This window comes from Massilia violaceinigra, from assembly GCF_002752675.1.
Taxonomy (GTDB): Bacteria; Pseudomonadota; Gammaproteobacteria; order Burkholderiales; family Burkholderiaceae_D; genus Telluria_A; species Telluria_A violaceinigra.
This window is the reverse complement of the sequence record NZ_CP024608.1, coordinates 5089474-5115013: the sequence shown is the minus strand read 5'-3', so window position 1 is coordinate 5115013 and position 25540 is coordinate 5089474. Positions and strand designations below refer to the sequence as shown.

Here is a 25540-nt window from a genome sequence, read left to right as displayed (position 1 = left end):
TCAGAGCGCGTTGAGAGGAATCTTGAGGTAGCGCTGGCCGTTCGCCTCGGGTTCGGGAAAGTGCCCGGCGCGCATATTGATCTGGACCGACGGCAGGATCAGGGCCGGCATGGCCAGAGTGGCGTCGCGCCGGGTGCGCATGGCCACGAAGGCGTCTTCGCTGATGCCGCTGCCGACATGGACGTTGTGGGCGCGCTCCTCGGCCACCGTGCTCACGAAGCGCACCTCGCGCCCGCCGGGCTGGTAGTCGTGGCACATATAGAGCAAGGTATCGTCCGGCAAAGCGAGCACCTTGCTGATCGAACGGAACAGCGTGGCCGCGTCGCCGCCGGGGAAATCGCAGCGCGCGGTGCCGTAGTCGGGCATGAACAGGGTATCGCCCACGAATGCGGCGAGCTGCCCGCCGCTGCCTACCACGTAGCTCAGGCAGGCCGGCGTGTGGCCGGGCGTATGCAGCGCGCGGCATTCAATGCGGCCGATGCGGAAGGTGTCGCCGTCGGCGAACAGGTGGTCGAACTGGCTGCCGTCGCGCGCCATGCCGGCGCCGGTGTTGAGCAAGGTGCCGAACACTTCCTGCACGGCGGCGATGTGGCGGCCGATGCCGGTTTTGCCGCCAAGGCGCTCCTGCAGGTAGGGCGCGGCGGTCAGGTGGTCGGCGTGGACGTGCGTTTCGAGGATCCACTCCACCGTGGCGCCCAGTTCGGCCACGCGGGCGATCAGCTTGTCGGCCGAGGTGGTGGCCGTGCGGCCCGATTTCTGGTCGAAGTCGAGTACGCTGTCGATCAGGGCGCAGCAGCGCGTGGCGCGGTCGAGTACAAGGTAGCTGACAGTGCTGGTGGCGGTGTCGAAGAAACCCTCGACCTGGAATGATGCTGTGCTCATGCTGTGGCAGTCTCCTGTGGTTCAGGGAGAGACAACGCAAAACGCGTGCCAGCGCGCTCACGCACGAAATGCATGATCCAGATCCTTGATTTTTTAAGGAATTTATATTTTTGCTGGCTTGGCGCGGACTGCCATGGGACTGCCATATGGCAGTGCCACTTGACAGTCATGGCAGTGCTGCGCCACCATGCGCGCCTGACCAGGAGCCACGACATGCCCATCAATCCCGCCGTTCCCGCCGTAAACGCCCCGTTCTCCGCGCAGGTGCAGTCGCTGGTGTCGTTTCTCGAGCACGAGGCGCAGCCGATGATCGTGCTCGATCCCGACTACAACATCCTGGCCGCCAACGACGCGTACCGGCGGCAGTTCGGCGGCACCGGCAAGCCATTCATCGGGCAGAAGTGCTACCGGGTCTCGCATCACTACGACCTGCCCTGCGACCAGGCGGGCGAGCATTGCCCGATGAAAAAGGCGCAGGAGCTGCGCGGCCCGGACCGCGTGCTGCACATTCACCACACCCCGCGCGGACCCGAACACGTGGATGTCGAGCTGCGCCCGATTTTCGATGAACACGGGGTCATTACCGCTTATGTCGAGCGCCTGTCGACGGTGCGCAGCGCGTCGGCGCGGCCCAGCGACGACGGGCTGGTCGGCCGCGCGCCCGCCTTCAACCAGGCGCTGGCGGCGCTGCAGCGGGTGGCGCCATCGATGCTGCCGGTGCTGCTGCTGGGCGAATCGGGAACCGGCAAGGAATTATTCGCGCGCGCCGTGCACGCCACCAGCGCACGCGCCGGCGGCCCGCTGGTCGTGGTCGACTGCTCGGGCCTGAGCGAAACCCTGTTCGAGAGCGAATTGTTCGGCCATGAAAAAGGGGCGTTCACCGGTGCCGCGGTGCGCAAACCGGGCCTGGTGGAGACGGCGCAGGGTGGCACCATCTTCCTCGATGAAATTGGCGACGTGCCGCTGGCGATGCAGGTCAAGCTGCTGCGCCTGATCGAAACGGGCACCTACCGGCGGGTGGGTGGTGTGGAAACGCTGCATGCCGACTTTCGCCTGATCGCGGCCACCCACAAGCCGCTCGACGCGATGGTGGCGCGCGGCGAGTTCCGGCAAGACCTGTATTACCGCATCAATGCCTTTCCGATCCGCCTGCCACCCCTGCGCGAGCGCGCCGAGGACATCGCCCTGCTGGCCGATTCCTTCCTGCGGCGCGCTGGCGGCGGCACGCGCGCGCTCAATATCGATCCGGAGGCGCTGGCCGTTCTGCAGCGGCTGGCGTGGCCTGGCAATATCCGCGAACTGCGCAATGTGCTGGACCGCGCCAGCCTGTTCGCCGACGATGGCGTGATCCGCGTCGCCCATCTGCCCGTGGCGCCGTCGGTGCCCGGGTTGGCACCGACGATCGCCGGCGGCGCGCAGGACGAGGCGCTAAGCCAGTTTGCCGGCACCCGCAGCGAGCTGGCGGCGGCGCTCGGCATCAGCGAACGCACGCTGTACCGGCGCCTCAAACAGCAGGGAAAGTCCTGATTCCTGGTGCGGCCTGGTCAGCCGCACCCTGGCCGGCCAGAATCATAGCGTTCGTGAATGCACGAGCGTGTACGACTTCACCCGGTCAAAGGATTTCTGGGCCGGATCGGCGGGCTTTACCAGCAGTGTTGCGGCAACGTAGACATGCACGGCGAGGTCATTGATCTCGACGATGAGGGTTGGCTCGCCGCCCTCGAAAGGGTTCTCGCGCCAGACTTGTTCCGGATGATCGTACGGAATGCGGGGATTCGGAATTTCCTTGTTGAGGTCGATGGAATGACTCAGCCCGGAGCCATCGCGCGAGCGCCACGTCATTTCTATCGGTCCGGCAAACGTTTTGTAAGAGCCGGATGTAAAGCCCGGAACCCGCTGTGCGTCGGCCGGGGTTTTCTCGCGGGCGACATCGCCTTGATCGTCGAACAGCTTGTGTCCGGCCCCGGCGTAGCTCACCCATACCTTACTGATTCCCCCGTAGCACAGTAAACCCAGCTCATGAGTTGAATATTTCAGCACATCGCCCCTGGGCATCGACGCGCACCCTTGCAACAGCAAAAGCCCGGCGAACAATGACTTCATGGCACTTTTTGTCAGCGAAACGGGGAGACGCATTTGCTTTCTTCTTGGGCTTTCGCTACGGGTGCGCGGGTCCATCACAAGGTCCTGGAATACACAAGCGTGCGGGACTGCACATGGTCGAGAGTTGGCTTGGCGGCGTCGAGAGGAGTCACCTGCAATGTGGCGACAAGGTAAACGTTCACGGTCCGATTGTCAAACTCGACAATGATCACCGGTTTTCCAACGAACGGCTTCACGGCGTAGACGCGCTCGGGATGGGCATACGGGATATGGCGGCCGATAATTTCCTTGTTGAGGTCGACGGTATGGCTCAGCTCGGAGCCGTCGCGCGAGCGCCACTGCATATCGATTGGCCCTACGAAGGTGTCATACGTACCGGATAGAAATCCGGGAATGCGCGTCGCATCAGCGGTTTTTTTCTCCGGTGCCGCATCACCTTTGCGATCCAATAATGTGTGTGGGGCACCGCCATAGGTCAGCCGTACGTTACTGACTCCGCCGAAGCACAGCAAACCGAAGTCATGGCTTGAATATGCCAGCACGTTGTTATTGACCGTGGAAGCACATCCTTGCAGCAGTAAAAATCCGGCAAGTAATCCTCCCAGTGCTTTTTTCAGCAGCAAAGCGGGAATGCTCATTTGTTTCTCCTCCGGCTCACGCCATCTAAGGTAATCCACACGCATCGAACAGCGCTAGACGAGCGCATGAGAGCGCGGCGACACTGGCCGACCTCAGTCCGCATTATGATCAGACATGATACATTGGCATGAAGCCGTTTGAGGGAAACTGGTCTTTACCGGCCCTACAACACAAACTGGAGTAACAGATGATTATTGCGATTACCGCGTTCGCATTGCCGAAACCAATCACTCACGGGGAGGCACGCAGGATCTTCCTGAGCACCGCGCCAACCTATCAGGACGTGCCCGGCTTGCTTCGCAAGCACTACATACTCTCGGAAGATGGCGGTACGGCCGGCGGCGTCTATCTCTGGAATTCCCGGGCGGAAGCGCAAGTGTTATACACGGACGCCTGGCGCGCATTCGTCCGTGAAAAATACGGCACCGATCCAACCGTCACCTATTTCGATAGCCCCGTGATGGTCGACAACGTGGCTCAGCAAGTCTTTACATACTAGAAAGCGTCGTCCCGCCGAACGGTGCCCATCATCGGAAGAGCGAGCGAGACCGTCAGTTTGCCGGATCGGGAAGGCCGTCGGATGCATGCGCATATCGACGCCGGCCATCACGGTGTCGTATCGTTCAACAATCCAAGCGAACGTCCCGCCAGCGCATCGCGCACATGCTGGGCCAACTGCGCGCGCCGGTACGGTTTACCGAGCAGCCGCACGCCCTCATCGAGCCGGCCTCCGGTCGTGAGCGCGTCGCGCGTGTAGCCCGACGTGTACAGCACCGCCACTCCCGGCAGCGCCTCCTGCACCAGCAACGCCAGTTCGATGCTCGACACCGGCCCCGGCATGACCACATCGGTAAATAACAGGTCGATCCAGGCGCCCCCGCGGATCATGGCCAGCGCGCTGGCGCCGTCGTGCGCTTCCAGCACGCAATAACCGAGTTCGTTCAAGGTCGCCACCGCGGTGGCGCGCACGTCCGCATCGTCCTCCACTACCAGGACCGTCTCGCCGCCGCCCACCACGTTCTGCTCGGCCGAGGCAACCTTGCCAGTCGCCCGCTCGGCCGAGCGCGGCAGGTAAATCACCACCGTGGTGCCCTTGCCCGCCTCGCTGTCGAGCACGATATGGCCCCCGCTCTGCTTGACGAAGCCGTACGCCATGCTCAGCCCCAGGCCGGTTCCCTGCCCTACCGGCTTGGTGGTGAAGAACGGTTCAAAGGCGTGCGCGATCACCTCGCCGTCCATGCCCTGCCCGGTATCGGCAAAGCTGAAGCGGATGTAGTCGCCCGGCGCCAGGTCGAGCAGCGTGCCGGCCTGACCGGCATCGATGCGCTGGTTCTGCAGGCCGATGTTCAGCACGCCGCCGCCGGGCATGGCGTCGCGCGCATTGATGGCGAGGTTGATGACCACGTTTTCCCATTGACCGGGATCGACCAGCGTGTTCCACAAACCGTCATCGGCTTCGATGCGGATCTGCACCGACTCGCCCAGCGCGCGCTGCAGCAGGTCGTCCATGGCTTGCAAGGTTTGCAGCGGATTGAGCACCACCGGCTGCAGCGGCTGGCGCCGCGCGAAGGCAAGCAGCTGCGAGGCCAGCTTGGCGCCGCGGTCGACCGCCGACTGTATGCTGTGCAGGCGCCTTTGCAGGCGCGCATCGTCGCGGTTGCTCAGCTGAAGCAGTTGCACGTTGCCACCGATGACGTGCAGCACGTTGTTGAAGTCGTGCGCCACGCCACCGGTCAGCTTGCCGACCGCTTCGAGTTTTTGCGAATGCTGCAGCGCATGGCGCGCGTCTTCCAGCGCCCGGCTGCGTTCGACTTCGAGCTGCTCGGCCTGTTTGCGCTCGGAGACATCGCGCATGAACGCGCTCACCACATAGCCGGATGCCTGCGGAAAGCCGGCGATGGCCAGTTCCACCGGCACGCGCCGTCCGTCGCGGTGCAGCGCGCTGACCTCGAACACATTGCGGATCACGGTGCCGGTACCGCTGGCGACCATGCGCGCGATGCCGGCGTTGTGGGCGGCGCGCAGCTCGGGTGGAATGATCAGCTCGGCCAGATCGTGCCCGATGGCCGCCGCCGCCGGCCAGCCGAACATGGCTTCGGCCTTGGCGTTCCAGTCGGTGATGCACCCATCCGCGCTGACCGCGACAAACGCATCGTGCGAATGGTCGAGGATGACGCTGACCCGGTGCTGCTCGGCCGCCAGGCGCGCATTCGCTTTGAGCAGGGTGCGCTCGTCGGCCTTGGCGCGGGTAATGTCGGTATGGGTGCCGATGGTGCGCAAGGGATGGCCGCTGGCGTCGCGCGTGACCGCCATGCCGCGCGAGCGGATCCAGCGCCAGGTGCCGTTCTTGCAGCGCAGCCGGAACTGGCACTCGTAGGATTGATCGGTGCTGTCGACGTAGGCATTGAGGGTGGCCAATACGCGCGCGCGGTCCTCGTCGTGGATCAGGGCCTCGAAGGAGGCGTTGCTTGGTGCGATGTCGTCGGCGCCATACCCCAGCATTTCCTTCCAGCGGCGCGAATGGACAATGTCGCCGGTGCCACGGTTCCAGTCCCAGACGCCGTCGCCGGCGCCTTCGAGCGCGTATTTCCAGCGAAATTCGCTTGCGCTGAGCTGCTGCGTCATGTCGGCCGCCAGCGCCATGGCGCGTCCGCGGCTCGATGCGAGGGTCCACACCAGCATTGCCAGCAAGGCCGCGGCGGCGACGCCGACGATGGCGATGAACTGCGGCCGGTCCGACTGCAGGCGCGCCTCGAACTGCGCGGCCGAGCGCATCTGCAGCGTCCAGGGACGCCCGGCGACGACCACGCGCAAGGTGGTCGAAAAGAGCGCCGTGCGCTGCATTTCGGCGGGTGTTTCGCGGGCCGAGCGGAATAGCCGGGCGCTGCCGTCGACCGTATTGCCGTCATAGATCGACAGCATGATGTCTTTCGAGCGCTCGCCGCCCAGGCCCGCCATCAGATCGTCCATGCGGAACGGTGCACCGACCCAGCCGATGATGTGCGCGCGCCGCTCGGCCACTGTGGCGGTCGGGGCATCGCGCCGGTACACGGGCAGGTACATGACCAGCCCGGCCTGCTCGTTGCGGCCGTTTTCCTGGATCAGGCGCACCTTGCCCGACGCCGCCGCGTGGCCGGTATCGCGCGCGCGTTCCATTGCCACGCGCCGGGTCGGGTCGCTCAGCATGTCGAAGCCGAGCGCGCGCAGATTCAGGCCGGTGAACGGCTCGATGTGGGTGATGGCCGAAAACACCGGCCGTGAGCCCGGGGGACGAATGGTGTAACCCGGGCTCTCGCGGCGCTGCTCCGCGATGTGGGCGTCGAGCTGTCCGGGCGCGACCAGTTCGACCAGGGCGATACCCTGGATGCCGGGATAGGTTTCTTCGAGCCTCAAGGAAGCGATATAGGCGCGAAAGTCCTTGCGTTCGACCTGCATCGAGCCGAGCAGGAAGGCCTGGGTGCCGCGCTGGACCTGCTCATAGGTGGCCATGCGCTGCTCGATGCGGCGCTCAATCTGGCGCGCCTCGAAGGCAAATTCGGCGTTCTGGCTATCGAGCACTTGCGTGCGCGCGAACTGCCAGGCAAAACCGGTTGCGATAATGGCAAGCAGGAAAATGGACAGGGCGAGAATCAACGGAGCGCATTTACCGCGCAGCCGGACGCTACCTGGTCCGTCACTGCGCTTTTCGTCGGACTGGTCAACGCTGGTCGGCATAGGCATCTTCGAAAAAGTCAGCCTCTATTATTAACCAAACGCTGCATTCTCCAAGGCAAAGTGTTGCAGTCCCCATACTTTGCATCTACCCGGTTCGCGCAGCTTGCAGTGGCGCGCCAGTTATGCTGGACGGGTACCCACCAGAATCGGCTGGTAGAAGGCGTCGTCGATCCGGCGCACTTGAGCGAATCCCGCTTCGCGCATCAGGGCGCACATCTTGTCGGTAGAGATGGCGTAATAGCGCGAGCGCAGCGCGTGGGTATGGACCGCCTGCGTGGCGAGATCTTCTTCGATGAAGTAGAAGGTCAGATCGTAGTGTTCGCCGCTGAAATCCCAGACCTGGAACAGCACGTAGCGCTTGCCGTTTTCGGTACGCGCGCCGTATGGCTTGACCAGGTTGACGCCGCGCTCTTCGCGCTCGTAGTCGCGCATCGACATCAGGAAGCCGCCGCCGGGCGACAGGCAGGCGAACATCTGGCGCAGCGCGGTGAGCAAGTCGTCGTCGCTGAGCAGGTGCGGCAGCGAATTGTCGCAGGATAGGACGATGTCGAAACCGGACCCGTGGTGCTCGTGCGCGCGGCGCATGTCGCAGACGGAGAAGTCGACGGCGGCGCCGGCCAGATCGGCCTCGCGCCGGGCGCGCTCGATTTCCTTTTCGGACAGGTCGGAAGCGGTGGTGGAGAACCCGCGCTGGGCCAGGCCGATGGCCTGGGTGCCGATGCCGCAGGAAACGTCCAGCAGTTTGCGCTTGCCTGGCCATTCGGCGTCGATCAGTTTGGTGAGCTGCTCGCCTTGCAGCGCGACGCTGGCGTGCCAGTCCTGGTGGATCAGGTGATAGAACGGGGTCAGGCGGTCGTAAAAATCGGACATGGGTTCCTCATGACTGGCGAAGTGCAGGATTGAAGGTTGATAGGAATAATATCATTCAAGCAATCTTGCGTGGTCCATATGTGCACTTCCGCTGTTGGAAGCCCCAATGGCCGGTCTCGCCGGAAGAACCGATCGAGTCTGCCGCACCATGCGAGTTGAGTAGCGGGTGGGATCGCTGGCCATTTCAATGCCGTATTAGCCCGCCGGGCGCTGCAAGGATGCATCCCCATTCAACGCAAACGGCACCGCCCTCGCCCACCTGTTGGCCGACAGCGAAAACGTCAGCGCGCGCACCTGGTGGTACCACCCGGCCGGCACATACAGCATGTCGCCCGGATTGACGATGCACTCGATCATGGTCGCCTGGCGTGCCAGCGGGAATTTCTCGAAATCCGGCGCTTCCGGATCGACCGGCGAACCGAAAAGGATGGCATTGGCCTCGCTTGGGTACAGGAATTCGTCATGGTGCGGCGGCACCAGGAAAATCCGCTTGGTGCCCCAGATTTGCGCGAAAATATTATCGTCATAATCGCAATGCAGCGGCGTCACCGTTCCCGCCGGGCCAAGCCAGAAGCGCGGCGGACCCATTTTGCTGAAATACGCGGGCCAGTAGCACATATTGTTCAATTCGCGCAGTTCCAGATTGCCCAGATACGGCGGCAAGCCCTCCGCAGCGGCATCAGCCAGGTCCAGATACGCCAGCATGGACATATCCTGCATGGCCCGGTCGGGCGCGAACGCGGTACTGATATAGTCGCCGACCCGCGCGCGCACCGGAACGTGGCTGAAGCGCTCGCGCAGCGTTTGCGGCGTGAGCTCGCACAGCGGCCAGCGCTTGACCACGCCCGTGATCAGGAATGGCAAGCCTTGTGCCGCACGCGCGCGAAAGGCCGCGGCATCGAGTCTGCCGACACGCGGCACTTCGGAGATCGAAGGCAGATCGCGTCCCGCGCGCCTGATCGCGTGACGCATGTCGTCAATCGATGTGACGCCCCGCACCAGCGCATCGCGCTCCTCGCGCGCCTGCTTTTTGGCGGCGGCGTCCCCGGACCACGCCGTTTCCGTCGCCAGCAGCGTAGGCGGCAACCGTGCCGCCAGGCGCGCCTGCGGTGGCTCCTGTTCAAGGACCACCGGCTTCTTCTCACTTGACATAAACCTTCACCATCTTCCCGTTACTCCGCTGGACCCGACGACGAACCACTACCCTCGTTCGCGCTTTGGGGCGACAGCATAACGTATGCGACGGCGCTCTTCCAGTTTTCGTCGCGCGGAAGACCCGCTTCAGGTCATGGCAGGCATTTTCGCAAGCAGCTTGTCGAGCGTGACCGGATACTCGCGCACGCGCACGCCGGTGGCGTTGTACACCGCGTTCGCAATCGCCGCCGCCACCCCGCAAATCCCCAGTTCACCCACGCCCTTCGCTTTCATCGGCGAGGACATCGGATCGGTCTCGTCGAGGAACACCACCTCCTGGTGCGGCACGTCGGCATGCACCGGCACTTCATATCCGCCCAGGTCGTGATTGACAAAAAACCCGGTGCGCGTGTCGACCACCAGTTCTTCCATCAGCGCCGCGCCCAGCCCCATCGTCATCGCGCCGATCACCTGGCTGCGCGCCGACTTGGGATTGAGGATGCGCCCCGCCGCGCACACGGCCAGCATGCGCCGCACGCGCGTTTCGCCGGTGGCGCTGTCGACCGCCACTTCCACAAAATGCGCGCCGAAGGTCGATTGCTGGAATTTCTTGTCCAGGTCACCATATTCCATGCTGTCTTCCGCCACCAGCTCACCACCCTGTGCGGCCTGCCCCAGCGGAACGCTCTTGCCGCCGGCACGCACGGCGCCGTCGGCAAAATCGGCCTCGGCCGGATTCATGCCGAGCTTCTGGGCCACCGCCTCGCGCATCTTCACGCACGCCGCGTACACGCCCGCGGTCGAACTGTTGGCGCCCCACTGCCCGCCCGACCCGGCCGACACCGGAAAGCTGGAGTCGCCCAGCTTCACCACCACCTTGTCGATCGCCACGCCCATCATCTCCGCCGCAGTTTGCGCGATGATGGTGTAGCTGCCGGTGCCGATGTCGGTCATGTCGGTTTCCACCGTGACGATGCCCTTGCCGTCGAGGCGGATGCGGGCGCCCGACTTCATCACCATATTGTTACGGAAGGCGGCGGCCACGCCCATGCCGATCAGCCAGCGCCCTTCGCGCGTCTTGCCCGGCTCGGCGCTGCGCGCCTTCCAGCCGAAGCGTTCGGCGCCGGTGCGCAGGCAGTCGATCAGGCGCCGCTGCGAAAACGGCCGGCTCGGCTTTTCCGGATCGACCTTGGTGTCGTTCAGGATGCGGAAAGTCACCGGGTCGATCTTGAGCTTTTCGGCCATCTCGTCCATGGCGATTTCCAGCGCCATCATGCCCGGCGCTTCGCCTGGCGCGCGCATCGCATTGCCCTCCGGCAGATCGAGCACGGCCAGCCGCGTCTTGGTCATGCGGTGCGCTCCGGCGTACAGCAGGCGGGTCTGCTGCACGGCTTCTTCCGGGTTACCGCCCGGCAGGTTGCCAGACCAGGTTTCGTGGCCGATGGCGCTGATCTTGCCGTCGCGCGTGGCGCCGATGCGGATGCGCTGGATCGTGGCCGGACGGTGCGTGGTGTTGTTGATCATTAGCGGACGGCTGAGCGCGACCTTGACCGGCCGCTTGGCCGCGCGCGCACCCAGGGCGGCGAGCAGCGCTTCCGAGCGCAGGAACAGCTTGCCCCCGAAGCCGCCGCCGATGTACGGCGAAATCAGGCGCACGTTGTCCTTCGGGATGCCGAGCGTCTTGGCCAGGTCGCCCTTGGTCCAGTCGATCATCTGGTTCGAGGTCCAGAGGGTCAGCTTGTCGCCTTCCCACGCGGCGATCGATGCGTGCGGCTCCATCATGGCGTGCGAATGGTCCGGCGTGTGGTAGGTGGCATCCAACTTCACCGGTGCGCCCGCAAAGGCGCCATCGAAGTCGCCGACCTTGGTGTCCGGCTTATCCGACTTGGGTACGGTGGCGGAACCTTTGGCCTTATCGAGGTCGTACGCGCCCTTCTCTTTTGCGTACTCCACCTTGACCAGGCTGGCGGCGGCGCGCGCCTGCTCGAACGTCTCCGCCACGACCACGGCGATGGCCTGGTGGTAGTGCTGGATTTCCGGTCCGCCGAGCAGCCTGGCGGTATTCATCTTGCCCTTGCCGAGCGTACCCGCGTTCTCGGCGCCGATCACGGCGATCACGCCGGGCGCGCGCCGCGCGTCGCCCAGGTCGATCGACGTGATGCGGCCCTTGGCGATGCCGGCGCCGACCACATAGCCGTAGGCGGCGTTGGGCGCGGCCTCGTGCTGTTCGTAGGCATACGGCGCGCTGCCGGTGGTCTTGGCCGGGCCGTCGATGCGGTCGAGCGGGCGGCCGACGACCTTGAGCCGGTCGATGGGATTGGTGGTGGCGGGTGTGGTGAACTTCATGGGTCAGCCTTTCTTCGCATCGGCCAGCACCGCATGCAGCGTGCGCTGGACCAGCGTGATCTTGAACGCATTGTCGTGCGTTGTCTTTGCGCCAGCCAGCAGCTGGTCGACCACGGCCTTGGCGCCGCCCGCCATCTTCTGCTCGGCCGCTTCGATGCGCCACGGCTTGTGCGCCACGCCGCCCAGCGCCACACGGCCGCCGCCGCCCGGCAGAATCACGGCCGCGACCGACACCAGCGCGAACGCGTACGAGGATCGGTCGCGCACCTTGCGGTACACATGCGTGCCGTCCAGCGGCTTGGGCAAGGTGACGCTGGTGATCAGTTCACCCGGTTCGAGCACCGTTTCAATGTGCGGCGTGCTGCCCGGCAGCCGGTGGAAGTCGGCAATCGGAATGGTGCGCGCGGCGCCGTTGGCACGCACCGTCTCGACCTGCGCATCGAGCAGGCGCATGGCCACGGCCATGTCGCTCGGGTGCGTGGCAATGCAGGCGTCGCTGGCGCCGACGATGGCGTGCTGGCGGCTGAAGCCGCCGATGGCCGAACAGCCGCTGCCCGGCTGGCGCTTGTTGCACGGCTGGTTGGTGTCGTAAAAATACGGGCAGCGGGTGCGTTGCAGCAGGTTGCCGGCGGTGGTTGCCTTGTTGCGCAACTGCATAGACGCGCCCGACAGCAAGGCGCGCGACAGCACGGCGTATTCGCGCCGCACCCGTTCATCGGACGCCAGGTCGGTATTGCGCACCAGGGCGCCGATGCGCAGGCCGCCGTCCGCCGTTGCTTCGATCTTGTCGAGGCCCAGGCCATTAACATCGATCAGGTGGCCCGGGGTTTCGATCTCCAGCTTCATCAGATCGAGCAGGTTGGTGCCGCCGGCGATGAATTTGGCGCCAGGCGCGCGCATGGCGGCGGCCGCGGCGTCGGCGGGGCTGGTGGCGCGCTGGTAGGTAAAGACCTTCATGCCTTGCTCCCCGCGACGTCGGTGATCGCATCGAGGATGTTCGAGTAGGCGCCGCAGCGACAGATATTGCCGCTCATGCGCTCGCGGATTTCGTCGGGCGTCGCTTGTGGGCGTGCCATCAGGTCGGCGCTGGCGTGGCTCGGGATGCCCTGCCTGATTTCATCGAGCACCGACACGGCCGAGCAGATCTGGCCCGGGGTACAGTAACCGCACTGGTAGCCGTCATGCTTGATGAAGGCCGCTTGCATCGGATGCAGCTTGCCCTTGTTGCCCAGGCCTTCGATGGTGGTGACCTTGGCGCCTTCGTGCATCACCGCCAGGGTCAGGCAGGAGTTGATGCGGCGGCCATCGACGATGACGGTACAGGCGCCGCACTGGCCATGGTCGCAGCCCTTCTTGGTGCCGGTCAGGTGCAGGTTCTCGCGCAGCACATCGAGCAAGGTGGTGCGGGTGTCGACGTCGAGCGTGTGGCTCTTGCCATTGACCTGAAAGGCGACCTTGCTGGTCACCGGCGGCGCACTGGGCGCGCCTGGGGCGGCGTCGGCCGCCCCGGCCGCGCCGGGCACGCTGGCCGCCGTGGCGGTGATCGCCCCTGCGATTAACAGTTCCCGCCTCGATAGTTTGATATCGCTGAACTCGTCCATGTGGTGGCATCCTCTTCGCTGATTGTGTGACTGCCCGGACGGGCACCCCCTGCCCGACGGGAGCGCCGCAAAGGCGATGAATGATCTGTGCAGCACATGCTGTCATCCTGGTTGAAACGCGTGGGCGTGGCGCATCCGGAAAAACGTGCAATTTATCAAGCGTGCCTGGGATTGAATGATCAGTCTGTTAGACCGCGAACACTCGGGCGATGGACGCCGGCGATCGTTCAGTGTGGAGCGGTCCCTGGTGGACCTCCACTATCCTGCGCTATGCTGATCGGCAGGCGGTTAAGGCATGTCGGTGTTGCCGTCTGGCCGCTCCCAGCGCGCCGGGCTACGGCAATGACGCCGACTTCGAGGGAACGGTTCAGCGATGAGCAGGACGGCAGTAGTGGCTACGCCGAATCGGGACCGTTTTTCCCGGTCGCGCAGTATTGTATGAAGTTCATCATGGCGATCGGGACGCGCCGTCTTACATGTAGCGGTCAAGCAAGGAAGGCATGGATAGGAAAAAAGCGATCCCGACGGCGCTATTAATTACGTTCCGTATCCCTGCCTGGACGCTTGGCTTCGACGGTCTTGACTGGCGCCGCTTCGGATTTCTGCGGCTGGCTGACTGTTTTGACTGGCGCCGCTTCCGATTTCTGCGGCTGGTCAGGTGCGGCGCCAAACCCACTTGTCTCGCCTTTATTCAACCGGTCAACAACCTGTTTTCGTACCTGCTGCAACGCCTCCTGTTGCCCCTTTGCATCACCGGAAATCTTCGCCTCGAAATAGTCCGCGGCGCTGCGCACGGTGCGGAACGCCTCTTTCAGTTCGGGATGTTTTTTCAATACCTCGGCCTCGTCGGCCTTGGTCGACCTGTCGAACTCCACGGCACGGGTCGGCCGCACGGCATCGCGCAAGAGCGTCGGCAGGTCGGGGTTGCCCTCGATCCGATCCAGGGTGCTGACGACCTTGCGCATCGTATCGTCGTCCTTGATGTGCGGCATCGCCAGTTCGTTGACACTGCGATCGCGCGCGATATACAGGTAATCGCGGCCGGCGTCATTCTTGTTGAAGCGCGACCAGTCGAGGTCGTAGCCGGCTTCGGTTGCGAGCTGCTTCGTGAAGGTCCGCAGCGTGCGGCTGTTGCCGTCGCTGAAAGGGTGGACATAGTCAAGCTCCGCATAGAGCCGGCCAATGGTGGCGGTAAATTCCTCCGTTTTCAATCCCCGCAGCTTATCCGGCACCGCTCCTTCAAGCACCTTATTGAGCCGCTCGTGGTCGTTCGTATTCATGCTGGAGTAGGCAACATAAAATGAACCAGCGACGGTAGCCAAGCCGCGATTTTTCACCCAGTCCTTGCCCTCCGGGGCAGGCGGGCGAAATTCGCCGGGCTTTACGTCATCAAAACCGGCCTTAGGCAAATCCTGAAATAATCGACGATTAATTTCTTTCAAATGCCCAACATCAAATTGGCCGCGTACCGGGCTCAGCTCAAGTTCGGTCGCACGTCTTGTAGTGAAGCTGGTTTCAAGCTTGTCGCGATCGTTATCTGCCGCGCTCATTTGTTTAATTGGTCAACACTGGGCGCTGCGCCGAGGTATTCGGCAAGATCGATTTCACCCGTGATGAAGCGTTGAGCGCGTTCTTCGTCTTCCTTCGAGTGCTTGAAACCCTCCAAGCCGACTGACGCCATGGCAAACGTCACCGCGTCTTGCCGACGCTTGCGCTCGCTGGCAGAAATGACTTCCTTCACCGCGCCCGTATCGCGTTCGCGCACCCGGATCACGTAGTCACGCATGAACTCGCGCACGATCTGGTCGGCTGGCCGGCCTTCCGTTTTAGAGGCTTCGGCAAAGCTGTCGCACAATTCCGCCTCAAGCAGGATCGTAAACTGAACTTCTTTCATTGTTGGCTCCTTGAAATATCCCTGCAATTGCTTCCGTTGACGCTCTCAATTTAATGGTCGTACGATGCGCAGTCAACGCACATACATGCCGGCCAAACTCAAGACGTGCAGGATCTGATTGCCAAGGCCCTCGAATGCCACCAGCATCCCGCGGCCAATCCACACAACGCCAGCGCGATGCCGTAAGGACCAGTAAATGGGGGAATCGCAAAGGCGAGTGCAAGCGCCAGCATGGTGGAGGCGACGAGTGCAACGGTGATCCGCCAGTTCATAACCATCAGATGGCCCAACTCCAGTAACACATCCGCCATCTGGCTCACCCGCAAGGTTTCAATTTGGCAATATTGGCTGTTTCGGCATGCCACGTCAAGCACATGCTGTACCACGATTGCAGTGGCACTGTGTTCTTTGACAAAATTTCCGCCGGGGACAGCACGCATGCACGCAGTCCCGTAACCGGAATTCCGGGCGCGACGCTGGCTGGCCGGGCTGGTCGCCGGCCGGCGGAACCGGGCCGTCAGGGCGGACCGGCGCTATGCCGGCCTGCCGATTATCGCTCTCTATTTCTTGTTGGCTGCCGCGTACAGCGGTGCCACGCGCGGCTGCATGGCGGTCAGAGAGGCGATCCTCGTCTCGTTCGACGGATGGGTCGACAAGAACTCGGCCTTGCCGGCACCGCTCGACGCTGCCGCCATCTTTTCCCATACCAGTACCGCCGCCCGCGGGTCATACCCGGCCCGCGCGCCCAGTTCCAGACCGATCGTGTCGGCTTCCGATTCGTGCTCGCGCGAGTTTGGCAGTGAGAACAGGAAGTATGAAGCCTTGTTGGCCAGGTCGACAGTGAGCGCCTTGTCCGGTGCCAGCACCTTGGCCAGCGTAGTGACGGTGCCGGTCGCCTTGGCTTCCGACATGCGCTCGCGGCCATGCTCGCGCAGCGCGTGGGCGATTTCGTGGCCCATCACCATGGCGATCTCGTCATCGGTGAGCTTGAGCTTGCGAACCAGGCCCGTGTAGAAAGTAATCTTGCCGCCGGGCGCGCAGGTGGCGTTGAGCACCGGAGCGTCAATCAGCGCCAGCTCCCACTTCCAGTCTTTGGTATCGGCGCGGAATACCGGCACCTGCGCCTGCAGCCGCTTGGCGATGCGCTCCAGGCGGTCATATTCGGCGCCGCTGTTGACCAGCTTGCCTGCTGCCCTGGCTTTCTGGTTCTGGTTGCTGAATCCGGACAATGCCAGCGCATCCACCTCAGACGCCGGCACGATCATGAACTGCGAGCGCGTCACGCCAACCGTCCCGGGCATGGTGCTGCTGGCGCACCCGGCCAGGGCGGCAACGACGCCGATCAGGCCAAGCCTGGCTTGCATGGTTTTCGTCATATTGTTACTCCGATTCATGTTAAAAGAGTTTCCTAGAATAATGATTTATTGTAAGCATGATGTGACTTGGGATAACATTCATACTTGGTGAACCATCATACCCCTTGCATACGGCGTTCGCCGCAACAATGTTGACTAATCATCACAAAACCGCCACGTCAACATAGAAACTTCCTGTGCGCACGCTTGCTTACCGGCGCTTACAATTGATAACACCCCATTAACAAGTAATACAAATTTCAATATAGGAATTGACCGCAGGGCGTGAAATACTCGATCAGGTAAATGGCCGGCCGGCTTGCCGCGAATGGGATTGAATAAAACCATCGGGCAGGATGAAAAACAAGTAAATAACAGCGGCTGAGAAACCAGACCCGATCCGAGCTGCATGCCTGGCATGCGGCTCCCTGACATAAAACAAGGAAACCACAATGACCTACCCCATTTTAGACTACCTCAAGCCCCTGACAGCGCAGGAGATCGCCATGGCGCAGGCGCTGACATTCATGGGCGACCTCGTGAAAGACGGGTCCCACAGCTGGGATCTGGTGGCGCGGACCAGGACCAACCTGCCCGACGCCGCGCTATACGACCTGTTTTCATTCCAGGCGATCGAGGGTGTGACCTACGATATTTTCAGCCATAGTTACTTCGATCCCTTCCTGATCAAGGTCTATGACAATCTCGGCCGCGCGATTGCCGTCGACACGGAGGTGCCGGGCGATTATGGAATGGACTACCTGCCCAAGTTTGTCGCGCCCTACTCGGGCATCATGTACGTCGAAGCCGGCTGGAACCAGGGCGCCGCGGACATCAATAAAGAAGCATCGCTGAACATCTACGCCGATCTGGACACGGCCCCCAAGCCGACCAACACCCTCACCGGCACCGCCAACCCGGACCGCTTTGAAGCGACGCCAAGCAATGACATCGTCGACGGCCGCGGCGGCATCGATACCATGGCGTATTCCGGCAAGCGTGCCGACTACACCATCGTCAAGAACGGCAGCGCGTTCACCATCTCCTCGCAGGTCACGAAAGACGGTACGGACAGCCTGCGCAGCATCGAGAACCTGGTCTTTTCCGACGGCGCCTACGACATGGGGTACGGCGACCTGACCCAGGCGCTGTACATCGCCTACTTCGGCCGCGCAGCCGACCTGGGCGGCCTCAAGAGTTTCCAGACCCAGCTGGCCAGTCTGGCCGCACCGTCGAGCGCGACCGAACTGAGCGCCCGTTATACCAAGGACGCGTCGGTGAAATACCTGATCGATTCCTTCGGCGCCAGCGCCGAATCGAAGGCGCTGTATTCGGGCGACACCAAAACATTCGTCAAGGCGGTCTTCAACAACGTCCTGAACCGCGATCCGCAGCAAGCCGGTCTCGAATTCTGGACCAAGGCCATCGATTCCGGTTCGCTCACGCGCGCCAATGCCTCGCTGTCGATCCTGGCCGGCGCGCAGACCAACACCTCGGCCCAGGGAGTGAACGACGCGCTGCTGGTCAACAACAAGATCAGCGTGGCGTCGAACTTCACGTTCGGGCTTGAAACGGATGGCAAGGCCGCCTCGTACAACGGCGCCGGCCCGGCGGGCGTGGCGCGCGACCTGCTCAAGTCGGTGACGGCCTCGACCGATGCGAATACTTTCCAGAGCACCGTCAAGCTGGCGGTGGCCGGTCTGCCTGCGGTGGCGCGCAGCGCCCCGGAGCACGCGCAAGACCTGCCGCTGGCCCAGTTCGACGGCCCCGCCATCGCCCTGACCGGCCTGGACAGCCATGTGACGTCGCCGGTTTTTTCGGCTTGATCGACAACGCGGGCGGGATGTGCCGGAACCGTCCGGCGCATCCCGCCCGCCCTTTTCCCCACCCGCCCCCGCACCACCACGCATGTCGCGCCACCCGATAGTACGCCACACATAAAGTTTCCAACGGTAACTTATAGTTGCGTTTAATTTACGAAATCGCCTATACTGTGATGCTTAATCGTAATTACGGACGGCGCCCCAGCTGCTACCTGCGCCCACGATCCCATCCCATCCAGTCACTGCCCGCCCACGCGCACTGAAAGTCGGTCCACGCCAGTCCGACGCCTTGCTGCGAGCGCCACGCAAGGCATGGATGCAACACAGTAGGCATCACCGAGGTGAGGCCTGCCGACAACGACCTGATAAAGACCATGAACTACATCACGATTGATTACTTGTCCGATCTGACCGCGCAGCAAATGCTCGCAGCACGCACGCTGACCTTCACTCCCATAGGGAGTAAGGACTCCTCAGGCCTGGACGCGTCCGCCAGCTTCAACAATTACGGGGGTGCACAGATCCAGAACGATCTGTTCTCGTTTACCGGCGTGGCCAACGTCGAGTACGACGTGTTCAGCAATAGCACCCGCGAACCGTCCACAATCACGCTGTACGACCATGCCGGCAATGTCATCGCCATCGATAACGAGAAGAGCACAGATATTGCCGACGGCCATGATTTCCTAAGCAATTTCATGGCCCCGTATTCCGGAACCTACTACGTTGCCGCCGGCTGGACCCACATCATGCCCGATCCCTATCTCAGCCTGACCGTTTACGCCGACCTCGATCCTGTGCGGGCACCGGTAAACACCCTGCGCGCGGCGCCCGGCGACGACACTTGGTGGTCCACATACAGCAACGACATCGGCGACGCCGGCGACGGTTTCGATACCATCCGTTACAGCGGGACCCGTGGCGACTTCAATATTGTCAGCGCCGCTGACGGACTGACCCTCACCTCGCGCTTCGGCACCGAAGGCATCGATACCCTCAAGAACGTCGAAAAGATCGATTTTTTTGGGGACAATGATGTCGATATGACCTACATCGGACTGACGCAGGCGCTGTATGTGGGGTACTTCGGTCGCCCCGCCGATGTGGGGGGATTGAAAAGTTTCCAAAGCCAGCTCGCGGCCCTGGGCGCGCCCGAGAGCGTGCGCGAGTTCAGCGCACGCTACGCCACCGATGCGGCGGTGAAAAACCTGATCGACTCGTTCGGCACCAGCGCCGAATCGAACGCGCTGTATGCCGGTGACAACAAGACCTTCGTCAAGGCGATATTCAGCAACCTGCTCAACCGTGCTCCGAGCCTGAGCGGCCTCGAATTCTGGAGCGCGGCCATCGATTCCGGCGAGCTCACGCGGGCCAATGCCTCGCTGTCGATCATGGCCGGGGCGCTGGCCAACACCAGCATCCAGGGTCAGAACGACGCCAGACTGGTGGAAGCGAAGATCTACGTGGCATCGAATTTCACCTTTGCCCTCGAATCGGACAGCTTTGACGCGGCCTACGAGGGCGCAGGCGCGGCGACCATCGCCCGTAATCTGCTCGGCACCGTCAGTTCGGGAACCGATCCCAACGCTTTCCAACCCTCGGTCTACCAGGCCATTCTCAAACTGCCCCAGCTGCCGCCGGCAGCTCTGGCGCAGCCCGGCGAGCAGCCCTGGGCAGCGCAGCCCGAGGCGCTGCCGATCATGCTCACCGGCATGGCCAGCAGCCTGGACGGCGCTGCCTGACCGCCCCGCCATCACTGACACGGAAAAATCATGACGTACAAGACGATCGACAGCCTGCCCGACCTGAGCGAGGCGCAAATGAGGCTGGCCCAGAACCTGGCCTTCGCTCCCGTGAGCATCCCGGGCGCGGTCACCGGCTGGGACCTCAGCGCCCTTTTTTGGGAATTCGCGGCGCGCACGCCCGGCGACGATGTGTTTGCCTTTAGCGCGACCGCCGGTAGCGTCTACGACATTCACAGCACCAGCGCGCGCGACCCTTCCGTAATCAAGGTCTACGACCGCTTCGGCAACGCCATTACCGCTGAGTACGATCTGGAGAACCGTGGCGACCACGCGGCCTACATGAACGACTTCATCGCCCCCTATTCCGGCATCTATTATGTGTCTGCCGGATGGATCCAGACCGCCGAGTCGCCCTACGTCACCGTGTTCATTGCGGCCGACGAGAATCCGGAGGCGGACGTGCCGAACATAATCAAAGGCACGCCCGTCAGCGACTTCGCCATCTTCCTCACACATCTGAACGACCATGTCGATGGCGGCGCCGGCACCGACACCGTGTGTACTATCTCTCCCGTGAGCGCGTTCAGCATGGTGGTCGACGCGGGCATCATCACCCTGACCGAGCGCAGCGGCTACAAGAGCGTTGATGTCCTGCGCAACATTGAAGTCATTGAATTTCCCGACACCAAGATCGACATGGAGTATGTCGGCTTGAGCCAAGCGCTGTATGTGAGCTATTTCGGGCGCGCCGCCGATGTCAACGGCTTGAAGAGTTTCCAGGCCCAGCTCAAGGCCCTGGACGCGCCCGCCAGCGTGGGCGAGTTCAGCGCGCGCTATGCCACCGACGCGGCGGTGAAAAGCCTGATCGACTCCTTCGGCACGAGCAGCGAATCGAAGGCGCTCTATAGTGGCGACAACAAGGCCTTCGTGAAAGCTGTTTTCTCCAACCTCCTGAACCGGGTTCCAGGCCAAGCCGGCCTGGATTTCTGGAGCGGCGCCATCGATTCCGGCGCGCTCACCCGGGCCAATGCCTCGCTCTCGATCATGGCCGGGGCGCTCGCCAACAACAGCACCCAGGGGCACAAGGATGCCGCCCTGGTGCGCACCAAGATCGACGTGGCGTCGAATTTCACGTTTGCGCTGGAAACGGAGGCGGCCAGCGCCGCCTACAACGGCGCCGAGGCGGCGGCGGTTGCCCGTACCCTGCTCAGGTCGCTGACCGCGGACACCGACATCCTCGATTTCCAGGCGTCGGTGAAACTGGCCATCGGCAAACTGCCACCGGTGCCGCGCAGCGCCCCGGAGCACCTCGCTGACCTGCCCCCGGCCGACAGCGACGCCCCGCCCGTGTTGCTCATCGGAATCGACAGCGCGCACCCCGCCGCCCTGCTGGGCTGAGCGGCGACGGCATCATCGACACGCGGCAGGTCCGCCTGGCGCCGTGCTCTCCTCGCGCATTTTCCGCGCACCTGTTTCCTTTTTACCATCTTTTCTCTTCTAACTCGTCAATGACCGCGCCCGGTACGTTACAATCGCGGGCGCAGCAGTCGTACGCCCAGGCAGTAACGAAGCTCCCGGGTGGCATCTTAAAAACATAAAGACTTTAAGTGAGACAATTGAATGAGCCTTTTCCGAACAAAAAATCTGGACGATATGGTCGCGCAAAGTCGCGCAGCTGGCGGGCTGAAGAAGGTGCTCGGCCCGCTTGACCTGGTCATGATGGGTATTGGCGCCATCGTCGGCACCGGTATTTTCGTACTCACCGGCACCGGGGCGGTCACCGCCGGCCCGGCCCTGACCCTGTCCTTCGTGATCGCCGCGATGGCCTGCGGCTTCGCCGCGCTGTGCTATGCCGAATTCGCCTCCACCATTCCCGTGGCCGGCTCGATCTATACCTACAGCTACGCCACCATGGGCGAGCTGGTCGCGTGGATGATCGGCTGGGATTTGCTGCTCGAATACGGCTTGGCCACCTCGGCCGTCTCGGTCGGCTGGTCCGGCTATTTCCAGTCGCTCATCGGCGGCTTCGGCATCAAGCTGCCGGTCGCGCTCACCGCCGCGCCCGGTTCGGTGCCCGGGGTCGACACCCTGTTCAACCTGCCGGCCCTGATCATCATGCTGCTCCTGACGGCCATGCTGTCGTTCGGCGTGCGCGAATCGGCCCGCATCAATAGCGTGATGGTGGTGATCAAGATTGGCGTGGTGCTGCTGTTCATCGTGGTCGGCGCGCGCTACGTCGAGCCGGCCAACTGGCAGCCGTTCATGCCGTTCGGTATGCAAGGCACGATGAGCGCCGCGGCGCTGGTGTTCTTTGCCTTCATCGGCTTCGATGCGGTGACCTCGGCGGCGGAAGAAGTCAAGCGTCCCGAGCGCGACCTGCCGATCGGCATTATCGGCTCGCTGGTGGTGTGCACCATCCTGTACGTGATCGTCTCGGCCATCATGACCGGCATCGTGCCTTACCAGCAGTTTGCCGGTGTCGACCACCCGGTATCGCTGGCCCTGCAATACGCCAAACAGAACTGGGTAGCCGGTTTCGTCGACCTCGGTGCGATCCTGGGCATGACCACCGTGATCCTGGTGATGACCTACGGCCAGACCCGCGTCATCTTCGCCATGTCGCGCGACGGCTTGCTGCCGAAACGCCTGTCGAGCGTACATCCGAAGTACGGCACGCCATTCTTCGCCACCTGGATCGTCGGCATCGTGTTCGGCCTGATCGCCGCCGTGGTACCGCTGGGCGTCCTCGCCGAGCTGATCAACATCGGCACGCTGGCCGCCTTCTGCCTGGTGTCGGTGGCCGTGATCGTGCTGCGCAAGACCCGTCCGGACCTGCCGCGCGCCTTCCGCTGCCCCGGCGTGCCGATCGTGCCTGGACTGGCCATCATCTTCTGCGTGGCCCTGATGACCTTCCTGAGCAAGACCACCTGGATTGCCTTCGGCATCTGGCTGGCGATCGGGCTGCTGGTGTACTTTGCGTATTCGCGCCGCCACTCGCTGCTGAACACGCCAAAGTAAGGTCCCTTACCGGACGGTGCGCTTCATCGCCGCAACGAAAAAGCCCCTGATTATCAGGGGCTTTTTTCGTTTGCAGCGCCGGTATCGGGAATTGATGCAATGGCTTTGCCTTTTGCCGAACAGCAAATTACTGATACGATACTGCCGGCAAGGCGGGATTATTTGCCGGGCAACAGCTTCTGCGGTGGAAGCAACTTGCAGATCGCGTTCGGCAAGGGTACCGATTTTTCGGCCGGGAAGTTGACCCACACGACTTTGGCACCGCCCTCGGCATGCAGCTCGCCGGGATTGCCGTCGGCACCGACCATCCGGATCTGGTGGAACATCTCGAAGCTGGAGCGTCCCGGCGGCCCCACGAAAGTGCGGATCTCGATCTCGCCCGGATACTTGAGCTGCTTGAGGAACGAGCAGTGGGCGTTGACGATGACCGGCCCTTCGCCGGCCGGGTCGGGCGTGCAGGCAACCAGGTCGAACCACGAAATGCGGGCCTGTTCGATATAGCGGAAGTACACCGTGTTGTTAACGTGTCCCATCGCGTCCATGTCGCCCCACCGGATCGGCATGCGCATGGTGTGAACGAGGGTCGGCGGCAGGGTTGGGGCAAGTGTATTTGTCATGGCGCGATCTTACCATCGGCGCCGGCAAGGCGTGCAACACGGCTGACGCCGGCGCAACGGTTAAATGAACATGACAGGAACGTGTATGGAAAAAGAATCAGTCTCGCTGTACCAGACCAAGGGCTCGACCGACAAGGAATACCACTGCCACCTCGACCCGGTCGACGGCGGCTGGGTGGTGTACGGCCGCAACGGGCGGCGCGGCAGCGCGCTGACCCATCAGGCCAAGACCGCCACACCCTTGCCCTACGCCGAAGCGAAGGGCATCTACGACACCCTCGTCAGGACCAAGCTCAAGGGCGGCTACAGCCCTGACGACGCCGGCGTGCCCTACCAGGGCACCGATCTGGAATCGGACTTCACCGGCGTGCTGCCGCAGCTGCTCAAGCCCATCGCCGACGAGCACGCCGCCAGGCTGCTGCGGGACGACGACTGGGTGATGCAGGAAAAAGACGACGGGCACCGGCGCATGGTGTCGGTCAAGGCGCCGGGCGAACTGGTCGGCAGCAAGCGCAACGGCTTTCCGGCGCCGCTGCCGCTGGGCGTGGTGGCCGACCTGTCGGCCCTGCCCGCCGGCACCATCCTCGATGGCGAAGCGCTGCCCGGCCCGCGCCTGAGCATTTTCGACATCCTGGAACTGGGCGGACGCAGGCTGCACGAACTCGGCTTCGAGGAACGCCACGCGCTGCTCACGACGACGGTCAAGTCCGGCGCGAATGTCTCGGTGTCGCCTGTCTACAAAGGCACGGCGTCCAAGACCGAGGCCTTCGAACGCATCCGGCAAAAGCGCGGTGAAGGCGTGGTCTTTCGCAAGAAAGACGCCACCTACGCCCACGGACGGCCGGCCTCGGGCGGCGACGCGCTCAAGCACGTGTTCTACGAAACCGGCACCTTCGTGGTCGACCGGGTGGCCAAGGACAAGCGCAGCGTGCACGTGGTGGTATTCGACGCCGCTGGCGCCAAGGTCGACATGGGCAAGGTCACCATTTCATCGAATGTCGACATCCCCCCGGTCGGCGCCCTGGTCGACGTGCGCTACCTGTACGCGCACCCCGACGGCAAGCTGCATATCTCGACCTACAAAGGCATCCGCGACGACCTCGACATCTCGGCATGCAGCGCCGCGCAGCTCAAATACAAGGCGGACGACGCTCTGGAAGAAGGCGAAGGCGACGACGAAGAGAGCGACGCCGCGGCAGGCTGACCCGCTTGACCGTGCGCGCTGGCCAGCTTGAACACGCTGACCGTTTGCGCCAGGCTGCCGGCCTGCTGCTGCCTGGCAGCGGCGTTCACGTTTTGCAGCGGAGCGCGCTCTGGCCGTTGCTGCTGACCAAAGCGTTGATTCCCCCCTCACAGACCCTTAGCAATGCCAACACGAAAAATCCGCCCAGGCCGCCAAGCCGCACCGACATCTTGAGGTTATTTAGCTTCATCGAAGCATCCCCTTCAATCATTCACCAGTGCATGTAAAAGTTCAATGTTGTATTTTCTACCGCGCAATGAAATAGCTATAAGCCAATACAAAGGCAAAATATAATGACATGAATGACAACATTGCGTATTTACGCACTTCACTATGCCAGCTGCATTGCTCTATAATGCCGCCAACAACACGTAATTCCGAGCTTTTCTTCTAAAGTCGCGTTCACAACCCTTTTTTCTTTATTTCTGTGTAGAATCTTTTATTGTTAGAAGTCACTTGCCAATAGGTGGCTGGCCAGCGTGCCAGCATCACCGCAACCGCTCCGATCCGGTCCCGGCCATGCGCCGTGGCCCTCCCATGCGACATTCCCGCGTTA

Annotated in this window: 22 protein-coding genes; 8 read left to right on the top strand and 14 right to left on the bottom strand. The window is 62.9% G+C overall.

Annotated features, from left to right (window positions below; genetic code table 11):
• A complete protein-coding gene (locus CR152_RS22060) occupies nt 1–882 on the bottom strand; it encodes an MBL fold metallo-hydrolase (protein ID WP_099878550.1) in 882 nt (293 codons plus the stop codon).
• Nucleotides 883–1095: 213 nt separating this feature from the next.
• Here CR152_RS22060 and CR152_RS22055 point away from each other — a divergent pair, with 213 nt between their 5' ends.
• The gene (locus CR152_RS22055) at nt 1096–2409 is read left to right on the top strand and encodes a sigma-54 interaction domain-containing protein (protein ID WP_099882633.1); all 1314 of its coding nucleotides are present in this window, start codon (nt 1096–1098) and stop codon (nt 2407–2409) included.
• A 42-nt stretch (nt 2410–2451) separates the two neighbouring features.
• On the opposite strand, the gene CR152_RS22050 is transcribed toward CR152_RS22055, so the two are convergent.
• Both CR152_RS22050 and CR152_RS22045 read right to left on the bottom strand, forming a co-directional pair.
• On the bottom strand, nt 2452–3060 hold the full coding sequence (locus tag CR152_RS22050) for a hypothetical protein (RefSeq protein ID WP_157778657.1): 609 nt from the start codon (nt 3058–3060) through the stop codon (nt 2452–2454).
• A complete protein-coding gene (locus CR152_RS22045; protein ID WP_157778656.1) occupies nt 3060–3623 on the bottom strand; it encodes a hypothetical protein in 564 nt (187 codons plus the stop codon). The genes CR152_RS22050 and CR152_RS22045 overlap by 1 nt, the downstream gene beginning before the upstream one ends.
• 188 nt (nt 3624–3811) lie before the next feature.
• Between CR152_RS22045 and CR152_RS22040 the strand changes: the two genes are divergently transcribed.
• The gene (locus tag CR152_RS22040) at nt 3812–4123 is read left to right on the top strand and encodes a YdhR family protein (protein WP_099878543.1); all 312 of its coding nucleotides are present in this window, start codon (nt 3812–3814) and stop codon (nt 4121–4123) included.
• Between the two features lie 107 nt (nt 4124–4230).
• Here the strand turns inward: CR152_RS22040 and CR152_RS22035 are convergent, their stop codons facing one another.
• The 10 genes from CR152_RS22035 to CR152_RS21990 all read right to left on the bottom strand — a co-directional run bounded on the left by CR152_RS22035 (nt 4231) and on the right by CR152_RS21990 (nt 16559).
• Nucleotides 4231–7338, bottom strand: coding sequence for a CHASE domain-containing protein (locus CR152_RS22035; protein WP_167399938.1), 3108 nt, complete (start codon nt 7336–7338; stop codon nt 4231–4233).
• Nucleotides 7339–7458: 120 nt separating this feature from the next.
• Entirely contained in the window at nt 7459–8208 is a 750-nt protein-coding gene (locus CR152_RS22030) for a class I SAM-dependent methyltransferase (RefSeq protein WP_099878538.1), read from the bottom strand.
• Between the two features lie 195 nt (nt 8209–8403).
• Nucleotides 8404–9360: a cupin-like domain-containing protein gene (locus tag CR152_RS22025; protein WP_099878536.1), complete on the bottom strand. Its 957-nt coding sequence runs from the start codon at nt 9358–9360 to the stop codon at nt 8404–8406.
• A 129-nt stretch (nt 9361–9489) separates the two neighbouring features.
• Nucleotides 9490–11688 (bottom strand): aldehyde oxidoreductase molybdenum-binding subunit PaoC, encoded by a 2199-nt coding sequence (gene paoC / locus CR152_RS22020; RefSeq protein WP_099878534.1) that lies wholly within the window; start codon nt 11686–11688, stop codon nt 9490–9492.
• A gap of 3 nt (nt 11689–11691) precedes the next feature.
• Nucleotides 11692–12645 (bottom strand): FAD binding domain-containing protein, encoded by a 954-nt coding sequence (locus CR152_RS22015; RefSeq protein WP_099878532.1) that lies wholly within the window; start codon nt 12643–12645, stop codon nt 11692–11694.
• A complete protein-coding gene (gene paoA / locus CR152_RS22010) occupies nt 12642–13289 on the bottom strand; it encodes an aldehyde dehydrogenase iron-sulfur subunit PaoA (protein WP_099878530.1) in 648 nt (215 codons plus the stop codon). The genes CR152_RS22015 and paoA overlap by 4 nt, the downstream gene beginning before the upstream one ends.
• Nucleotides 13290–13822: 533 nt before the next feature.
• Nucleotides 13823–14839, bottom strand: coding sequence for a Fic family protein (locus CR152_RS22005; RefSeq protein ID WP_099878528.1), 1017 nt, complete (start codon nt 14837–14839; stop codon nt 13823–13825).
• A complete protein-coding gene (locus CR152_RS22000) occupies nt 14836–15183 on the bottom strand; it encodes an antitoxin VbhA family protein (protein ID WP_229413505.1) in 348 nt (115 codons plus the stop codon). The genes CR152_RS22005 and CR152_RS22000 overlap by 4 nt, the downstream gene beginning before the upstream one ends.
• Nucleotides 15184–15281: 98 nt before the next feature.
• Nucleotides 15282–15623: a hypothetical protein gene (locus CR152_RS33180; RefSeq protein ID WP_157778655.1), complete on the bottom strand. Its 342-nt coding sequence runs from the start codon at nt 15621–15623 to the stop codon at nt 15282–15284.
• Nucleotides 15624–15743: 120 nt separating this feature from the next.
• Entirely contained in the window at nt 15744–16559 is an 816-nt protein-coding gene (locus tag CR152_RS21990; protein WP_208640174.1) for a M48 family metallopeptidase, read from the bottom strand.
• A 431-nt stretch (nt 16560–16990) separates the two neighbouring features.
• Here CR152_RS21990 and CR152_RS21985 point away from each other — a divergent pair, with 431 nt between their 5' ends.
• The 4 genes from CR152_RS21985 to bcaP all read left to right on the top strand — a co-directional run bounded on the left by CR152_RS21985 (nt 16991) and on the right by bcaP (nt 23124).
• The gene (locus CR152_RS21985; RefSeq protein WP_099878523.1) at nt 16991–18364 is read left to right on the top strand and encodes a DUF4214 domain-containing protein; all 1374 of its coding nucleotides are present in this window, start codon (nt 16991–16993) and stop codon (nt 18362–18364) included.
• 371 nt (nt 18365–18735) lie between these two features.
• Nucleotides 18736–20103 (top strand): DUF4214 domain-containing protein, encoded by a 1368-nt coding sequence (locus tag CR152_RS21980; protein WP_157778654.1) that lies wholly within the window; start codon nt 18736–18738, stop codon nt 20101–20103.
• Between the two features lie 30 nt (nt 20104–20133).
• Nucleotides 20134–21504 carry a DUF4214 domain-containing protein gene (locus CR152_RS21975; RefSeq protein ID WP_099878519.1) on the top strand — a complete coding sequence of 457 codons (1371 nt, stop codon included), beginning with the start codon at nt 20134–20136 and terminating at the stop codon, nt 21502–21504.
• Between the two features lie 222 nt (nt 21505–21726).
• Nucleotides 21727–23124 carry a branched-chain amino acid transporter BcaP gene (gene bcaP, locus CR152_RS21970; protein WP_099878517.1) on the top strand — a complete coding sequence of 466 codons (1398 nt, stop codon included), beginning with the start codon at nt 21727–21729 and terminating at the stop codon, nt 23122–23124.
• 158 nt (nt 23125–23282) lie between these two features.
• Here the strand turns inward: bcaP and CR152_RS21965 are convergent, their stop codons facing one another.
• Nucleotides 23283–23741 (bottom strand): acyl-CoA thioesterase, encoded by a 459-nt coding sequence (locus tag CR152_RS21965; protein WP_229413504.1) that lies wholly within the window; start codon nt 23739–23741, stop codon nt 23283–23285.
• A gap of 85 nt (nt 23742–23826) precedes the next feature.
• Here CR152_RS21965 and CR152_RS21960 point away from each other — a divergent pair, with 85 nt between their 5' ends.
• Both CR152_RS21960 and CR152_RS33175 read left to right on the top strand, forming a co-directional pair.
• Nucleotides 23827–24945, top strand: coding sequence for an ATP-dependent DNA ligase (locus CR152_RS21960; RefSeq protein WP_157778653.1), 1119 nt, complete (start codon nt 23827–23829; stop codon nt 24943–24945).
• Between the two features lie 5 nt (nt 24946–24950).
• Nucleotides 24951–25211: a hypothetical protein gene (locus CR152_RS33175; RefSeq protein WP_157778652.1), complete on the top strand. Its 261-nt coding sequence runs from the start codon at nt 24951–24953 to the stop codon at nt 25209–25211.
• Nucleotides 25212–25540: the final 329 nt, after the last annotated feature.

What these genes read in the sequence shown, in the direction of transcription:
- CR152_RS21960 (WP_157778653.1), top strand. Translation starts at nt 23,827, where the DNA reads ATGGAAAAAGAATCAGTCTCGCTGTACCAGACCAAGGGCTCGACCGAC.
- CR152_RS21980 (WP_157778654.1), top strand. Translation starts at nt 18,736, where the DNA reads ATGAACTACATCACGATTGATTACTTGTCCGATCTGACCGCGCAGCAA.
- CR152_RS22045 (WP_157778656.1), bottom strand. Translation starts at nt 3,623, where the DNA reads ATGAGCATTCCCGCTTTGCTGCTGAAAAAAGCACTGGGAGGATTACTT.
- CR152_RS21975 (WP_099878519.1), top strand. Translation starts at nt 20,134, where the DNA reads ATGACGTACAAGACGATCGACAGCCTGCCCGACCTGAGCGAGGCGCAA.
- CR152_RS22060 (WP_099878550.1), bottom strand. Translation starts at nt 882, where the DNA reads ATGAGCACAGCATCATTCCAGGTCGAGGGTTTCTTCGACACCGCCACC.
- CR152_RS22030 (WP_099878538.1), bottom strand. Translation starts at nt 8,208, where the DNA reads ATGTCCGATTTTTACGACCGCCTGACCCCGTTCTATCACCTGATCCAC.
- CR152_RS21985 (WP_099878523.1), top strand. Translation starts at nt 16,991, where the DNA reads ATGACCTACCCCATTTTAGACTACCTCAAGCCCCTGACAGCGCAGGAG.
- paoC (WP_099878534.1), bottom strand. Translation starts at nt 11,688, where the DNA reads ATGAAGTTCACCACACCCGCCACCACCAATCCCATCGACCGGCTCAAG.
- CR152_RS22035 (WP_167399938.1), bottom strand. Translation starts at nt 7,338, where the DNA reads ATGCCGACCAGCGTTGACCAGTCCGACGAAAAGCGCAGTGACGGACCA.
- CR152_RS33180 (WP_157778655.1), bottom strand. Translation starts at nt 15,623, where the DNA reads ATGCGTGCTGTCCCCGGCGGAAATTTTGTCAAAGAACACAGTGCCACT.
- CR152_RS22000 (WP_229413505.1), bottom strand. Translation starts at nt 15,183, where the DNA reads ATGAAAGAAGTTCAGTTTACGATCCTGCTTGAGGCGGAATTGTGCGAC.
- CR152_RS21990 (WP_208640174.1), bottom strand. Translation starts at nt 16,559, where the DNA reads ATGACGAAAACCATGCAAGCCAGGCTTGGCCTGATCGGCGTCGTTGCC.
- bcaP (WP_099878517.1), top strand. Translation starts at nt 21,727, where the DNA reads ATGAGCCTTTTCCGAACAAAAAATCTGGACGATATGGTCGCGCAAAGT.
- CR152_RS22050 (WP_157778657.1), bottom strand. Translation starts at nt 3,060, where the DNA reads ATGGACCCGCGCACCCGTAGCGAAAGCCCAAGAAGAAAGCAAATGCGT.
- CR152_RS22025 (WP_099878536.1), bottom strand. Translation starts at nt 9,360, where the DNA reads ATGTCAAGTGAGAAGAAGCCGGTGGTCCTTGAACAGGAGCCACCGCAG.
- CR152_RS21965 (WP_229413504.1), bottom strand. Translation starts at nt 23,741, where the DNA reads ATGACAAATACACTTGCCCCAACCCTGCCGCCGACCCTCGTTCACACC.
- CR152_RS22015 (WP_099878532.1), bottom strand. Translation starts at nt 12,645, where the DNA reads ATGAAGGTCTTTACCTACCAGCGCGCCACCAGCCCCGCCGACGCCGCG.
- CR152_RS22040 (WP_099878543.1), top strand. Translation starts at nt 3,812, where the DNA reads ATGATTATTGCGATTACCGCGTTCGCATTGCCGAAACCAATCACTCAC.
- paoA (WP_099878530.1), bottom strand. Translation starts at nt 13,289, where the DNA reads ATGGACGAGTTCAGCGATATCAAACTATCGAGGCGGGAACTGTTAATC.
- CR152_RS22055 (WP_099882633.1), top strand. Translation starts at nt 1,096, where the DNA reads ATGCCCATCAATCCCGCCGTTCCCGCCGTAAACGCCCCGTTCTCCGCG.
- CR152_RS22005 (WP_099878528.1), bottom strand. Translation starts at nt 14,839, where the DNA reads ATGAGCGCGGCAGATAACGATCGCGACAAGCTTGAAACCAGCTTCACT.